This window comes from Vreelandella sp. 162(4c), from assembly GCF_058152265.1.
Genome location: NZ_CM176981.1, coordinates 1,001,958 through 1,017,509 on the forward strand (window position 1 = coordinate 1,001,958; position 15,552 = coordinate 1,017,509).

The following is a 15,552-nucleotide window of genomic DNA, read 5'->3' on the forward strand; positions in this document are numbered from 1 at the left end:
AGTGAGGTCGGCTTAACCGGCCATGGCTAACTCAAAAACGTAACAATCAGACGAGAAAAACGCCGCAGGGTTTCACCCGCGGCGCTACTTTCACGCTTATTGCATAATTGTGGCTTTCATCAAGCGGTTAGTGGCCCACCGGAGGCGGGGCAAGCACTTCCCGAGCACCGTTAGAGCCCATAGAGGTCACCACACCGGCGCCCTCCATTGCCTCAACTAAGCGAGCGGCCCGGTTATAGCCAATTTTAAAGCGACGCTGCACGGCGGAAATCGAGGCTTTGCGCGTTTCAGTGACAAACTGCACGGCTTCATCGTAGAGCGCATCCTGCTCCGCATCGTCGCCATCCCCCCCCTCAGCCTCAAGACCCGTTAAGGCATCGGCGGATACGCCACCAGAAAGGATCTCTTCGATATACTCGGGTGCTCCACGGCGCTTCCAGTCATCGACCACGCGGTGTACTTCGTCATCGTCCACAAAGGCACCGTGGATGCGGTTAGGTGGTCCGGAACCTGCAGGCAGATAGAGCATGTCACCATGCCCCAACAGACTTTCAGCGCCGCCCTGATCCAGAATGGTGCGCGAATCAATTCTGGATGAGACCTGAAACGCCATCCGCGAAGGAATGTTGGCTTTGATCAAGCCAGTCACAACATCCACCGAGGGGCGCTGGGTAGCCAGAATCAAATGGATACCTGCGGCGCGTGCCTTTTGCGCCAAGCGCGCAATCAGCTCTTCGACTTTTTTGCCGACGATCATAAACATATCGGCAAACTCGTCGATCACCACGACGATGTAGGGCAGTTTCTCCAGCACTGGATGCGGCTGATGCACTTCCCAGGGCTGCGGTTCCCAGAGCGGGTCTGCCACTTGGGCACCGGCGCGCTCCGCTTCATCCAAACGGCCATTGAAGCCCGCGATGTTGCGCACACCCATGGCCGCCATGAGCTTGTAGCGGCGCTCCATCTCGGCCACGCACCAGCGCAGGCTGTTGGCCGCTTCTTTCATATCGGTGACCACGGGCGCCAGCAGATGGGGAATGCCGTCATATACCGACAGCTCCAACATTTTCGGGTCGACCATGATCAGCTTTAGCTCACTAGGCTTCGCTTTAAGCAGCATTGAGATCAGCATGGCGTTAACGCCCACCGACTTACCCGACCCGGTGGTACCGGCTACTAGCAAGTGGGGCATCTTGCCCAGGTTGGCGACCACAGGGCTGCCACCAATATCTTGGCCTAACGCCATGGTGAGTGGTGACGTCTCCTGCTGGTAACGGTCGGAGTCGATAACTTCGCGCAGGCGGATCATGGCCCGGTTGGGATTAGGTATTTCAATCCCCACCGTGGGACGCCCTGGAATAACCTCGACCACTCGCACACTTTTCACCATCAGGGAGCGCGCCAGGTCTTTGGCAAGGTTACTGATTTTAGACACTTTGACGCCCGCGGCGGGCTTGATCTCAAAGCGGGTAATCACCGGCCCAGGCCAGGTATCCACCACTTCCGCTTTCACACCGTATTCGCGCAGCCGCACTTCAAGCAGCTCAGCCATATCAGCCAACTGCTCGTCACTATAATTGGGTTGATACGGCTCTGCAGGTGTCAACAGCTGCAAGCTCGGCACGTCGCCCTCAGGTTCGTCCAGAGTTTCAAAAGCAGGCCGCTGGCTCTGCAAATGCTCCACGGTCCACAGGGCGGGGCCTTCATCCGCCTCTGGCGTGCTCTCTTCGGGCGCAAAGCTGGGTTCTTGGCGAGCTGCTGGGGTGGGCGTGGACGGAGGAGTAGTCGTTGAGTGCGCTCCTCCATCGCGGCCTTGGGCATACAGCTCATCATCCATCTCTTCATCGTCCCACACCGGCTCAGGCACTACTTCCGCTACACGTTCAGGTTTACGTGCAGGCTCAGGCGCGGTGACGCGCTCAGGGCTCCAGGCAGCATCAGTGTCACCAATATGTGGCTCACCAACACGTGGTTCAGCTTGGCTGCTGCTGGGATCAGCGGTGAGTGATGGCTCACTGCGACGCTCAACGGGCGCGGCATGAACAGTCTCTTTCTCGGCGGGCGCCTCATCGCTGGCAAAGAAGTTACTCCTGGCAGGCGCCGGAGGCTCTTCTTGACGAGTAGCACGCAGCGGGAAGGAAGTCTCGGCTTCTTTGGGTTCATCACCGGGTGCAGGTGCTTGAGTCTCAGGCGCTGCTGACGTTACCTCTGCCTGGACAAAGGCATTTTCCCGCGGCGCTGGGGGTGCCGCTGCTCCCTCCTCTTCTGCCGTTTTAGCCGCTGGCGTCACTGACGGGGCTGCCCCAGGCGCTGAAACCGTCGGCTCCGCGGTAGGTGTCGAAGAGATAGGCGCGGGTGTTTTAGCAGGCACATGCTTATTACTTGAAAACGCTGCGGCCTCCCAGGGAATCGAAGTATCCGTGGTTTCGTTGCTATTTGAAGGACTCGCTTCTGACGCATTGCTCTCTGAAGAGCTGTTCGCCTCACGACTGGAAAGTGGTACAGAGAAGCCTGGCTCACGGCGTTCGCGGCCACTGGGGCTTTTGCCTACTGGCTCTGCCGCAGGCTTTATCTCAGCGGGTGCAGCTTCAGGTTTAGCTTCTTGAGACTGCGCTTCAGGCGCTACTTGAGGCTTGGCCGCAGTTTTGGCAGTTTTAGCAGCCGCTCGCTGAGCAGCGCGCATACGACGCGCTTGGCGACGTGCCGATAACCAGCTACCCAGCCGACATATACGCTTGCCGAGCTCATCAGCCACTTGCAGCCACGACATACCGCTAAACAGCGGAAAGCCGCTTAAAATTAACGCCGCAGCGATTAAACCAACGCCACCACTTCCCACTAAAGGCCTTAACGCACCGACCAAACCTTCGCCCAAAATACCGCCTGAGGCATAGGGCAGCATGCTATCAGGGTGATAAAAGTGCAGCGCCCCCAACATGGTAGTGCCGAAAATAAGTAGCACTAAGCCACCCGCATGGACAGCAATTGCCACGGGGTCGAGTTCAAAACGTACCTGGCGTGAGCGAATCAGCCACCAAGCGGCAAAGCCGAACATACCCGGCCACCACAAAGCGCTGGCGCCAAGCAGTGAGTAGAGAACATCGGCCAGCCAAGCGCCAACCTGCCCCATCCAGTTACCCACATCTGTCTCAGGGCCCTGATAAGACCAGCCTGGGTCAGAGGGTTGGTAACTAAATAGCGCTAATAATAAGAAAACACACAGCGCCAGCAGGATCACCACTACGCCTTCGCGCACGGAGCCTTGTAAGCGCAGGCCAAAACGACGAGCCTTATCCTTTGCGGCGTTAACGCGCGCAGCTGAAGCCGATGATGGTGTTTGACGCGCGCTACGCTGCGTTCGCTTGTTTACTGCTTTATTCACTTTCAAGCGACTCTCCCTTTACACCTCAATGGCGTCTTTAATCCACTTGCGAGTTTGCATGATACCGAGCATCCTTCCGCCGTCACAGAGGCTATCGTAAAGCGCTCAGTACAAGAACGTCGTAACAGGAGCAAGTAATGCTACCTTGGCTTTCCTCGCCACATCCTAATTTTCCAACTACCTCCCAAGCGCTGGCCTCCCCCAATGGCCTGCTGGCCGCCGGAGGGGAGCTCTCGCCCGCTTGGCTGGTAGAAGCCTATCGGCAGGGCATATTTCCCTGGTTCAGCGACGACGACCCCATTTTGTGGTGGAGTCCAGACCCGCGCATGATACTCCTACCTGAGCAATTTAAGCAGCGTCGTAGCCTCACCAAACGATTACGCCATGGTGGCTTTCATATCACCCTGGATCAACACTTCGATCAGGTGATTCAGGCCTGCGCCGCCCCGCGTGGTGAAGAGGCGGGCACCTGGATTACAGACGAAATGCGCGAGGCCTACGGGCTGCTGCACGCTCTAGGCATTGCTCATAGCATCGAAGTCCATCAACACGGCCAATTGGTGGGCGGGCTGTATGGCATCGCCATGGGGCCGGTGTTTTTTGGCGAGTCGATGTTCTCCCACGCTCCGGATGCTTCGAAGGTAGCGCTGGCCCATCTCGCCAGGGCCATGCGCGAACATGACGGAAAACTCATCGACTGCCAAATGCACACGCCTCATCTGGCAAGCCTGGGCGCTATTACAGTCGCTCGCGAGGCATTCATCAACTATCTTAAAAACTGGTTACCCGATAAGGCATTTACGTTTACCACGTCACCCACTGAAACACCCACTGTTCCTGCATCGCTCTGGCTTAAGGCGATTGCCACCGAGGGTAATGCGTAGTGATGAACCATAGTGACGAACTTATTCTGTTCCAACCATTTTTTTACAACGAGGAGGCAGGCCGTGAGTAGTAACACTCCGCGTCGGCCGGTGCGGGATTTGCGCTTTTTCCTTACCGTGCCGCATGCCTGTAGCTATTTACCCGGCAAGGAAGCGACAACGCTGTTTCTCGACCCGCAGGAGTCGCCCGTTCCAGGTGTCTATGACTCGCTGGCGCTGCTAGGGTTTCGTCGCAGTGGGCGCCATCTTTACCGCCCTCACTGTGAGGGCTGCAACGCCTGCCGCTCGGTGCGTATTCCGGTTGACCAGTTTGCGGCTAACCGCACGCAACGAAAAATTTGGCGCCGCAATGCCGATATAAACGTCCGCATTGTACCTGCTCACTTTGCATCTACTCACTACTCGCTTTACGCGAATTACATTCGTCAGCGCCATGCTGACGGCGATATGTTCCCGCCCAGCCGCGAGCAGTACCGCACATTCCTTACCCTTGATGAGTCCTATGCTCACCTGATGGAGATGTACCTCGACGAAGAGCTGGTTGGTGTGGCTGCATTCGACCAGTTGGAGCATGGGCTCTCGGCAATCTACACCTTCTTTGCCGTTAGCGAGACTCTGGACAAGCGCTCACTAGGCACTTTTGCCATTCTTCAGCTCATCGAGCTCAGCCGCGAAAAAGCGCTGCCGCACCTTTATTTAGGGTATTGGATCGAAGAGTGCCGTAAGATGCGCTACAAGCAGGCTTTCGCGCCATTGGAAATACTCGATGGACGCCATTGGCGGCCGCTGATTCGCTAAAAATGCCAGCTTTTTTGCCTTGACGACGGGCTTACGGCACAATATAGCGCTGTTTCTTGAGCGCCCACCTAGCGGCACTCAAATTCTGACCGATAATGACATTACTAACTCATCAGTGAGGACATGCCTATATGGCACGCGAAGATCATATTGAAATGGAAGGCGTTATCGTCGATACCCTTCCGAATACCATGTTTCGGGTTGAGCTGGAAAACGGTCACGTTGTTACCGCTCATATCTCCGGCAAAATGCGCAAAAACTATATCCGCATTCTGACCGGCGACAAGGTAAAAGTTGAGCTGACACCTTACGACCTGTCTAAAGGCCGTATCGTTTACCGCTCGCGCTAAGTCGTTACACCATTAACGCGTTCGGCTGACTTTAACTGTGCCAGCTAGACTGTCCTTTAACGACAGCGCCGATCAGCGTCAATGGCGGTTCACTAAAAACGACAACGCCCCGTCGATGACAGGGCGCTGCGTTTTTATGCATATAGCATGAGTATTAGAAAGATAGCTTTTAGCACGGCTTAGCGCCCTTTTCAGGGCGCATCTGCCATCTCAGTCTCTGTGGAAAGGTGCAACTCGCCCTCCTCCAGGCTAACGTGGACAATACCGCCCTGATCCGCCAGTTCTCCGAACAGAATCATTTCGGCTAATGGCTTCTTCAGCTTCTCTTGTATGAGGCGCGCCATTGGGCGTGCACCCATGTCAGGATCGTAGCCTTTATCGGCCAGCCAATCACGCGCCATGTCGTCTACATCCAGCTGAACACGCTTCTCATCCAACTGCGCCTGTAGCTCGATCAAGAACTTGTCGACCACATTGCGCACCACCGAGACCGGCAGCGAGTGGAACTGAATAATACCGTCCAGGCGGTTGCGGAACTCCGGTGAGAAGGTACGGCGGATCACTTCCATGGCATCGGTGGAGTGATCCTGGTGCTGGAAGCCAATGGAGCGACGCGACGCCTGCTCCGCACCAGCGTTAGAGGTCATAATCACGATAACGTGACGGAAGTCCGCTTCACGCCCGTTGTTGTCCGTTAAGCGGCCATGATCCATGACCTGCAGCAGCAGGTTAAAGACTTCCGGGTGCGCTTTCTCAATCTCGTCCAACAACAACACGCAGTGCGGCTGCTTGGTCACCGCTTCGGTCAGCAGACCACCCTGGTCGTAACCGACGTAGCCCGGAGGCGCACCAATCAGGCGCGATACGGTATGGCGCTCCATATACTCAGACATATCAAAGCGCACCAGTTCAATGCCCATGATATGTGCAAGCTGTTTGGCCACTTCGGTTTTACCCACACCGGTGGGGCCTGCAAACAGGAAGCTACCAACGGGCTTATCGGGAGATTTAAGCCCGGCCCGGGACAGCTTAATAGCCGCAGAGAGACTATCAATCGCCTCATCCTGACCGAACACCAGCATCTTCAGGTCACGATCCAGCTTCTCGAGCAGCTTGCGGTCGGAGCTTGAAACACTCTTCGGTGGGATACGTGCAATGGACGCTACCACGGCTTCCACTTGCTCGACATCGATCGTCTTGGCGCGCACTTCTGGCGGCAATAGACGCTGGTGAGCCCCTGCCTCGTCAATCACGTCAATCGCTTTGTCGGGCAGGAAGCGGTCATTGATGTAGCGATCCGCTAAGCGTGCGGCACTTTCAAGCGCACCATCGGTGTACTTAAGTTCGTGGTGCTCTTCAAAGCGTGAACGCAACCCTTTGAGGATTTTGATGGTGTCTTCCACCGACGGTGCCATCACATCCACCTTCTGGAAGCGCCGTGCCAGAGCACGATCTTTCTCAAAGATGCCGCGGAACTCCTGGAACGTAGTCGAACCAATGCAGCGCAATTCACCCGAAGAAAGCAGCGGCTTGAGCAGATTGGACGCATCCATCACGCCACCAGACGCGGCACCTGCACCAATCACCGTATGAATCTCATCAATGAATAGCACAGCGTTAGGCTGCTTGCGTAGTTCGCTCAGCAGGCTTTTGAGGCGCTTTTCAAAATCACCACGGTACTTGGTACCGGCCAGTAGCGCACCCATGTCCAGCGAGTAGACCACTGCATCGGCAATAACATCGGGAACGTCTTCTTCAACGATACGCTTGGCAAGGCCTTCGGCCACGGCGGTTTTACCTACACCCGCCTCACCGACTAACAACGGGTTGTTTTTGCGCCGACGGGCCAGAATTTGTACCACGCGCTCAAGCTCGTGGTCGCGGCCAATCAGCGGATCAATTTTACCCAGCCGTGCCTGTTCATTGAGATTGGTAGCGTAGCCAGTGAGCGGATGCGCAGCGCCCTCACTGCCACCCTCCTCCGCGTCTTCACTCTCAGGTGAAGAAGGCGAGGGAGACGGCCCGTGACCGGCCACTTTGGAGATACCATGGGCGATGTAGTTGACTGCATCGACCCGCGCAACGTTCTGCTGCTTAAGGAAGTATACCGCCTGACTCTCCTGCTCGGAAAAGATCGCCACCAACACATTGGCACCGGACACTTCGCTTTTGCCAGATGACTGAACGTGGAAGACCGCCCGTTGTAAAACACGCTGAAAACCAAGCGTGGGCTGGGTCTCACGATCACCCTGGCCTTCTGGAATCAGTGGCGTAGTCGAGTTAATAAAATCCTGCAGATCGGACCGCAGCTTGTCGAGGTTAGCCCCGCAGGCCTTCAGTACGTCTACCGCTGAGGCATTATCTAGCAACGCTAGCAGCAGGTGCTCAACGGTCATAAACTCATGGCGCTTTGAACGCGCCACGGTGAAGGCCGTGTTCAGGGTCATTTCAAGTTCTTTGCTCAGCATGGCAGTCCCCTTTTCGCTACTACCTAGGGCGTGTCGCCACCTAGGGCTTGCGTCGGATCAATTTAGTCGACCGGCACTCTCAACATCGGGTACAAATGGCACGGTTGCAAGCCTCACCACCAATTATTTCTCAACGCTTTTAATTGGCGGCCTCAATATCACTTATCAACGGGTGCTCACACTCACGGGCATATTCATTTACCTGATAGCTTTTTGTTTCGGCTATATCGCGCGTAAACACGCCACAAGTGCCCTTTCCTTGGGTATGTACGGCGAGCATGACCTGAACGGCCGTCTCGCTGTCCATGTTAAAAAAATCTTGCAGCACTTCAATGACAAATTCCATCGGCGTGTAATCGTCGTTGTGAAGCACCACCTTATAAAGCGGTGGTTGCGCCAGCGCCGGTTCTGCTGACTGTACCGCTATATCACCATCTTCATCGGGCATATCTGGCCGCGTCATCCCCGCTTTTACGGGTAACACGGTCAAGTATGAACTATCTTGGTTGGGCATAAGCTGCACGGTTGGTTGTCTCGACACTGACCGATGGAAGCGTTTATCAGACCTCACATCGCCAATTCACTAGTGTAGTTTCTTAACTGTAGCCTCTTAACTACTATAATTTCTTAACTACTATAGCTTATTAGCCTAAACGTAAGACGCTTTCGATCAGCAAGGGTTCATGGAAAACTTAAAATATTACAGCGCGCAATAGCGAGTGCAATGCAAAACCCCCGCCCGCCAAGCGGACGGGGGTCATTCAGCCTAATCACAGGCGGGCTCTATTAGCCTTTTGCGACCATGGCAAGCGTTTCGTTGAGAGTCTGGCTGGGACGCATCACCTGAGCCGTCAGCTCGTGATCCGGGTGGAAGTAGCCACCAATATCCGCAGGCTGGCCCTGAACGCTGTTCAATTCATCGACAATGGTCGCTTCTTTGGCCGTTAGCTCGTCAGCTAGGCGTCCGAATAGCGTCTGCATTTCGCTATCTTCGCTCTGCTCTGCCAACGCTTCAGCCCAGTATAGCGCCAAATAAAAGTGGCTGCCGCGATTGTCCAGCTCACCCACTTTGCGCGACGGCGACTTGTTGCTATCCAGGAACTTGCCGTTAGCCTGATCGAGCGCTTTAGCCAGCATTTTTGCCCGAGCGTTATCGAAGGTGCTGCCCAGGTGTTCAAGGGATGCCGCCAGGGCCAAAAACTCGCCCAGCGAATCCCAGCGCAGATGGTTCTCTTCCAGCAACTGCTGAACGTGCTTGGGAGCAGAGCCGCCAGCGCCGGTCTCAAACAGGCCACCGCCATTCATCAACGGTACGATTGAGAGCATCTTGGCGCTGGTGCCGAGCTCCATAATCGGGAACAGGTCAGTCAGATAGTCGCGCAGTACGTTACCGGTGACGGAGATAGTGTCTTCGCCCTTGCGGATACGCTCCAGAGAGAAGCGCATGGCCTCTTCTGGCGTCATGATACGAATATCCAGGCCAGCGGTATCGTGCTCTTTTAAGTAGCTCTCGACTTTCTTGATCAGTTGAGCATCGTGGGCGCGCTGGGCGTCCAGCCAGAAGATAGCCGGCGTTCCGCTTTCGCGGGCACGATTAACCGCCAACTTCACCCAATCGCGAACCGGGGCATCCTTGGTCTGGCACATCCGCCAAATGTCGCCCTGCTCAACGTTGTGCTCAAGCACTACATTGCCGCTGGCATCGGTGACGCGTACGGTACCGTCGGTAGGAATCTGGAAGGTCTTATCGTGGGAGCCGTATTCTTCGGCTTTCTGGGCCATCAAGCCTACGTTGGGTACGCTGCCCATAGTCGTCGGATCAAAGGCACCGTGCTGTTTGCAATCATCGATGACCGTTTGATAGATACCGGCGTAGCAACGATCAGGAATGACGGCTTTGACGTCGTGCAGTTGGTCGTCGGCGCCCCACATTTTACCGGAATCGCGGATCATCGCCGGCATGGAAGCATCGATAATCACATCGCTGGGCACGTGCAGGTTGGTGATCCCTTTATGGGAGTTCACCATCGCCAAACGCGGGCGCTCGGCATAAAGTGCTTGAATCTCATCCTCAATCTGGGTCTGACGCTCTTCCGGCAGTGACTTAATGGCCGAATAGAGATCGCCGATACCGTTATTGGGGTCGAAGCCCGCCTGCTGGAGGTCATCTGCGTGCTTACTCAGCACGTCCTGATAAAACTCGCTGACCACCATACCGAACATAATCGGGTCAGAGACCTTCATCATGGTCGCTTTAAGGTGCAGCGAGAACAGCACGTCTTTGGCTTTTGCGTCAGCGACTTCGTCGGCCACAAAACGACGCAGCGCGTTACGGCTCATGACCGAAGCGTCGACGACTTCGCCTTCCAGTACCGAGGTTTTCTGCTTGAGCACCGTGGTGCTGCCGTCGTTAGCGACCAGCTCGATCTTGAGATCGGTGGCTTTTTCAATCAGCGCGGACTTCTCGCTGCCGTAGAAATCGCCTTCACTCATATGCGCCACATGGGACTTGGAGTCGCTGCTCCACTCACCCATGCGGTGGGGATATTTGCGAGCGTAATTCTTGACCGACAGCGGAGCGCGGCGATCCGAGTTACCTTCACGCAACACCGGGTTAACGGCGCTGCCTTTAGTCTTGTCGTAGCGCGCCTGAATGTCTTTCTCTTCATCGCTCTGGGGCGCTTCAGGGTAGTCAGGAAGTTTGTAACCCTGCTGCTGCAACTCTTTAATCACCGCCTTTAGCTGAGGCAGAGAGGCGCTAATGTTGGGCAATTTGATAATATTAGCTTCTGGGGTCTTGGTCAGTTCGCCAAGCTCCGCCAGGTGATCGCCGATCCGTTGCTCTTCGCTCAGATAGTCAGGGAACTGAGCAATGATGCGAGCGGCCAGGGAAATATCGCGGGTCTCTACCTGAATGCCGGCAGAATCGGTAAAGGCATCGATAATCGGCAGTAGGGAGTGCGTCGCGAGCGCGGGCGCTTCGTCAGTGAGCGTATAGATGATCTTCGGCGTTTTGGTCATTTTTGCGTTAACCTCTCTCTTTTCGCTGCGATGGCAAGAAATCTTGAGCGGAGCGCGAGCTCAACGATGGGCGCCCCATCAGGTAGCCGGAGTATACCAGCGCTGCCCGCCATGCGCATTGTCGACATACCCATTCCTGAGAGTGAATAGAAAGTAAAAAGGGTAACGAGAAGTCATGAGCAACCTTTATTTACTGCATAAGCCTTTCCAGGTACTGAGCCAATTCACCGACCGTGAGGGGCGGCAAACCCTTGCACAGTATGTCGATGTGAAAGATATTTACCCCGCAGGACGGCTTGACTACGACTCTGAAGGCCTACTGCTGCTCAGCGATGATGGCGAGCTGATTCACCGCATTTCTCATCCGCGCCATAAGCAGCCCAAAACCTACTGGGCCCAGGTGGAAGGGCAAATCGATGACACGGCATTGAAGGCGTTGCGCCAAGGCATTGCGCTGAAAGATGGCCCAACGCAGCCGGCCAAAGCGCACAGAATAGATCCGCCTACGACCGCACCACGCCACCCTCCCATCGACCCCAAACGCCACCCCTCGACTAGCTGGCTGGAGCTAACCATAAGCGAAGGCCGTAACCGCCAGGTTCGCCGTATGACTGCTCATGTCGGCTACCCCACCCTGCGCTTGATTCGCGTAGCGATCGGCCCCTGGCGGCTGGATGGTTTGGCACCTGGCGAATGGCGCAAAGAAGCCCTACACGCGCCCAGACCGACGAATACACCCCCAAGTCAGCGACGAATAGCTCCGCAAAAAGATCAGCGTAGGCGGCCCACCACAAAACGCAGGAAACCCTGATGAGCCTTATTCGCAGCACGGCTGCCTGCGTCATCCAGCAGGGCGAGCGCTTTTTGATGGTAGAAGAGCAGCGTGGCGGCCCGCAAAGTGTGTTTAACCAACCCGCTGGGCATATTGAACCCGGCGAAGGTCCCATAGCAGCCATTCTACGCGAAGTAGTGGAAGAGACTGCTTGGCAGGTATCGCTCACCGGATATTTGGGTTTATACGTATTTCATACCGACGAAGGGCAAACGTTTCACAGCCACGGTTTTATTGCTGCGCCGCTTCATCAACTCGACCTTCCCCTCGACCCGGATATCTTCGCCACCCACTGGCTTACCATTGAGCAAATACGGTCGTTAGATCAGCAGGCGCGCCTACGCAGCCCGCTGGTACTCAAACGTATCGAGGATGCACTCAGCGGGCCTGGCTATCCCCTGTCGGTGATTCGCGAGTGAAGCACTCGAAGCCATTACCCCCCATCGTGTATAATCCTCGCCCAACTGCACACTGCTTATTTGCACCCTACTTCAACTGAGGATGCCCATGTCATCCACTGAACCAACTACGCCAGGCTCATCCACCACTGAGTCATCCGCCACAGCCGCTAATGGCAAAGTGATTGTCGGTATGTCCGGCGGCGTCGACTCGTCCGTTTCGGCCCTTCTCCTCATGCAACAAGGCTATGAGGTCGAAGGCCTGTTTATGAAAAACTGGGATGAAGACGACGGAACCGAATATTGCACGGCCAAAGAGGATCTCGCCGACGCCGAGGCGGTCTGCGCCAAACTGGGCATTAAACTGCACACCGCTAACTTTGCCGCCGAGTATTGGGATAATGTATTCGAGCACTTTTTAGCCGAATACAAAGCGGGCCGCACGCCCAACCCGGATATTCTGTGTAACCGGGAGATCAAATTTAAGGTCTTCCTTGAGTACGCTGAAATGCTCGGAGCCGACAAAATCGCCACCGGGCACTATGTTCGTAAAGGGCATGTTAGCCAAGGCGATGGCGATGTTCGCCCGCGCCTGCTGAAAGGCCTGGATAGCAATAAAGATCAAAGCTACTTCCTGCATGCAGTGCCAGAAGCCGCCATTGCCCGTACTCTGTTTCCCGTAGGTGAGCTGGAAAAGCCCGCCGTACGCGCGCTTGCAGAACAGCACGATTTGATCACCGCTAAGAAAAAAGACTCCACCGGCATCTGCTTTATCGGCGAGCGCCGGTTTCGCGATTTCCTCCAGCAGTACCTGCCCGCCCAGCCCGGTACCATTGAAACGCCGGATGGCGATGTCATCGGCAAACATATGGGGCTGATGTACTACACCCTGGGCCAGCGCCAGGGTCTAGGCATTGGCGGGCTTGCCAACTACTCCGAAGACCCCTGGTACGTGGCGGCAAAAGATCTTGATCGCAATGTACTGATCGCGGTGCAGGGTAAGCATGACCAGTTGCTCTACTCCGATACCTTGGTCACAGAGGCCATGGATTGGGTGGCGGGTGAGCCGCCGGTTCAGCAGGGGCGCTTTACCGCCAAGACGCGCTATCGGCAAAGCGACTGCAGCTGTGAAATGCGCGCGCTGCCCGACGGTGGCGTTGAGGTCACGTTTGACGACCCGCAGTGGGCGGTCACCCCTGGCCAGTCGTTGGTGCTTTACGATGGCGACATATGCTTGGGCGGCGGCGTTATTCGCGCTACCTGGAAGAAAGCCGCGGAGGCTGCTGCATGAATCCTACCCCGATTCATCGCGCCCCCGATTCTCCGGCAGTCCGCCAAGCACTTGCCCTTGCTGGCGTCTTTCAAGCCGCCAGCCTGGTCGATGAGCTGGCTCGCACCGGGCAGGTCGACACCCGCGCCTGGGAAACGCTGATTGAGGCCACTGTGGATACTAACCCGGAAAGCTTCGAGGCGATTTATGGCGGGCACCCCAATAATCTGCGCCGCGGCCTGGATACCTTAGAAGCCCTGGTGGGGCGTAAGCAGGCGAACCCGGTGGTGTTGCGCTACGGTTTTTCGCTGCTGATGCTAATGAATAAGCTGCGTACCAATAACGACATGATGGATTCACTGGGCCAAAAATTAACCCGCATTCAGGGTCAAGCCGAGCACTTTGGCACTACCCATGAAAACGTGGTGGCCAGTCTTGGGGAAGCGTACCAAGAGACGATATCCACCTTTAAAACCCGCATTGTGGTGCAAGGGGATCCATCACTGCTGCAGAGCCGCATGATGCCTGAGCGTGTACGCGCTTGCTTAATGGCGGGGATTCGCTTTGGATTATTGTGGCACCAGCAAGGCGGGCGCCGCTGGAAACTGGTATTCCAGCGTAAAGCGCTACGCCGGGCACTGGATAGCCTCGACTAGACGGCTACTCTGTTCTCGATCGACGTCTTTTCAATTAACTTGCTCTCGACTAATTTTCTTTCGAACCTCCTGGAAACGATGCCATGCAACTCTCCGCTTTGACCGCCCTCTCCCCCGTCGACGGCCGCTACGCCTCTAAAGCCGCCGCCCTGCGCGAACACTTCAGTGAATTCGGCCTTATTCGCGCCCGTGTGATTGTGGAGGTTCGCTGGCTACAGCGCCTGGCTGAGCATGCTCAGATTACCGAGGTACCGCGCTTATCTGCTGAGGCTACCGCGTTCCTTGAGCAATTGATTCGTGAGTTTTCTATCGCGGATGCCGAACGCATCAAAGAGATCGAGCGCACCACCAATCACGACGTCAAAGCAGTGGAGTATTTCCTCAAAGAGAAGATCGCAGGTCAGGCCGAGCTACATGCAGTGACCGAGTTCATTCACTTTGCCTGCACCAGCGAAGATATCAACAACCTCTCTTACGGCGTAATGCTCAGCGACGGCCTGAACGCCATGCTGCCCACCATGCACGAGGTTGCCGATGACATTGCCAAGCTAGCCATTGCCCACGCCGCCCAGCCGATGCTGTCGCGTACTCACGGTCAAACCGCCACCCCGACCACGCTGGGCAAAGAGATGGCCAACGTGGCGTACCGCCTTAAGCGTCAGCTGAAGCAGATCGAAGCGGTGGAAGTGCTCGGCAAAATCAATGGCGCTGTGGGCAACTATAACGCCCACCTGACCACCTACCCGGAGATCGATTGGGAAGCCAATGCCCGCACCTTTGTGGAAGGCTTAGGGCTGACTTTTAACCCTTACACTACCCAGATCGAGCCCCACGACTATATCGCCGAACTGTTTGACGCCATTTGCCGCTTCAATACGATCCTGATCGACTTCGATCGCGACGTTTGGGGCTATATCTCACTGGGCTACTTTAAGCAGCGCACGGTTGAGGGCGAAATTGGCTCCTCGACCATGCCACATAAAGTTAACCCGATTGATTTTGAAAACTCCGAGGGCAACCTGGGCCTGGCCAACGCTGTGCTTAGCCACCTTGCGCAAAAGCTGCCGATCTCCCGCTGGCAGCGCGACCTGACTGACTCCACCGTGCTGCGTAACCTTGGCGTAGGCTTGGCATATGGGTTGATTGCTTACCACGCCAGCCTCAAAGGCATCAGCAAGCTTGAAGCCAACCCTGAGCGTTTAGATGCTGATCTGGATAACAGCTGGGAAGTGCTCGCCGAGCCGATTCAAACGGTGATGCGCCGTTACGGTATTGAAAAGCCCTATGAAAAACTCAAGCAACTGACTCGTGGCAAACGTATTGACCAAGCAGGCTTTGCGGCGTTTATTGATACCCTTGAACTGCCCAGCGAGGTCAAAACCGAATTGAAGGCGCTCTCACCGGCCAACTATATTGGTAATGCCCAGGCGCAAGCCGAAGCACTGACACATCAGCTAAACTCTCTGTAACCCATTTGTTGTGACCAACTTGCT

At 55.8% G+C, this 15,552-nt stretch carries 12 protein-coding genes; 8 read left to right on the forward strand and 4 right to left on the reverse strand.

From position 1 onward, the window contains the following. Positions 1 to 127: 127 nt before the first annotated feature. Entirely contained in the window at positions 128 to 3,388 is a 3,261-nt protein-coding gene (locus tag AC4EYZ_RS04500) for a DNA translocase FtsK (protein ID WP_490204140.1), read from the reverse strand. Between the two features lie 131 nt (positions 3,389 to 3,519). Between AC4EYZ_RS04500 and aat the strand changes: the two genes are divergently transcribed. The 3 genes from aat to infA all read left to right on the forward strand — a co-directional run bounded on the left by aat (position 3,520) and on the right by infA (position 5,414). Next, positions 3,520 to 4,266, forward strand: a complete 747-nt coding sequence (gene aat, locus AC4EYZ_RS04505) for a leucyl/phenylalanyl-tRNA--protein transferase (protein ID WP_141439638.1) — start codon at positions 3,520 to 3,522, stop codon at positions 4,264 to 4,266. 63 nt (positions 4,267 to 4,329) lie between these two features. Then, positions 4,330 to 5,064 carry an arginyltransferase gene (locus AC4EYZ_RS04510; RefSeq protein ID WP_022520421.1) on the forward strand — a complete coding sequence of 245 codons (735 nt, stop codon included), beginning with the start codon at positions 4,330 to 4,332 and terminating at the stop codon, positions 5,062 to 5,064. A 131-nt stretch (positions 5,065 to 5,195) separates the two neighbouring features. Continuing rightward, the gene (gene infA / locus AC4EYZ_RS04515) at positions 5,196 to 5,414 is read left to right on the forward strand and encodes a translation initiation factor IF-1 (RefSeq protein ID WP_007111068.1); all 219 of its coding nucleotides are present in this window, start codon (positions 5,196 to 5,198) and stop codon (positions 5,412 to 5,414) included. A 191-nt stretch (positions 5,415 to 5,605) separates the two neighbouring features. Here infA and clpA read toward each other — a convergent pair whose 3' ends face one another. From clpA to AC4EYZ_RS04530, 3 genes are all read right to left on the reverse strand, one after another. Then, on the reverse strand, positions 5,606 to 7,882 hold the full coding sequence (gene clpA, locus AC4EYZ_RS04520; protein ID WP_022520422.1) for an ATP-dependent Clp protease ATP-binding subunit ClpA: 2,277 nt from the start codon (positions 7,880 to 7,882) through the stop codon (positions 5,606 to 5,608). Between the two features lie 139 nt (positions 7,883 to 8,021). Beyond that, a complete protein-coding gene (gene clpS / locus AC4EYZ_RS04525) occupies positions 8,022 to 8,330 on the reverse strand; it encodes an ATP-dependent Clp protease adapter ClpS (RefSeq protein WP_035538640.1) in 309 nt (102 codons plus the stop codon). A gap of 338 nt (positions 8,331 to 8,668) precedes the next feature. After that, positions 8,669 to 10,903 carry an NADP-dependent isocitrate dehydrogenase gene (locus tag AC4EYZ_RS04530; RefSeq protein WP_490204141.1) on the reverse strand — a complete coding sequence of 745 codons (2,235 nt, stop codon included), beginning with the start codon at positions 10,901 to 10,903 and terminating at the stop codon, positions 8,669 to 8,671. 175 nt (positions 10,904 to 11,078) lie between these two features. On the opposite strand from AC4EYZ_RS04530, the gene AC4EYZ_RS04535 reads away from it, so the two are divergent. From AC4EYZ_RS04535 to purB, 5 genes are all read left to right on the forward strand, one after another. Next, complete coding sequence (locus AC4EYZ_RS04535; RefSeq protein ID WP_490204142.1) at positions 11,079 to 11,714, forward strand: pseudouridine synthase; 636 nt, start codon at positions 11,079 to 11,081, stop codon at positions 11,712 to 11,714. Then, positions 11,714 to 12,154, forward strand: a complete 441-nt coding sequence (locus AC4EYZ_RS04540; protein ID WP_039860137.1) for an NUDIX hydrolase — start codon at positions 11,714 to 11,716, stop codon at positions 12,152 to 12,154. The genes AC4EYZ_RS04535 and AC4EYZ_RS04540 overlap by 1 nt, the downstream gene beginning before the upstream one ends. A gap of 82 nt (positions 12,155 to 12,236) precedes the next feature. After that, positions 12,237 to 13,424 carry a tRNA 2-thiouridine(34) synthase MnmA gene (gene mnmA, locus AC4EYZ_RS04545; protein WP_141439641.1) on the forward strand — a complete coding sequence of 396 codons (1,188 nt, stop codon included), beginning with the start codon at positions 12,237 to 12,239 and terminating at the stop codon, positions 13,422 to 13,424. Beyond that, the gene (gene hflD / locus AC4EYZ_RS04550; protein WP_039860134.1) at positions 13,421 to 14,059 is read left to right on the forward strand and encodes a high frequency lysogenization protein HflD; all 639 of its coding nucleotides are present in this window, start codon (positions 13,421 to 13,423) and stop codon (positions 14,057 to 14,059) included. Before mnmA ends, hflD begins: the two co-directional genes overlap by 4 nt. A gap of 83 nt (positions 14,060 to 14,142) precedes the next feature. Beyond that, entirely contained in the window at positions 14,143 to 15,528 is a 1,386-nt protein-coding gene (gene purB, locus AC4EYZ_RS04555) for an adenylosuccinate lyase (RefSeq protein WP_041157877.1), read from the forward strand. Positions 15,529 to 15,552 lie beyond the last annotated feature (24 nt).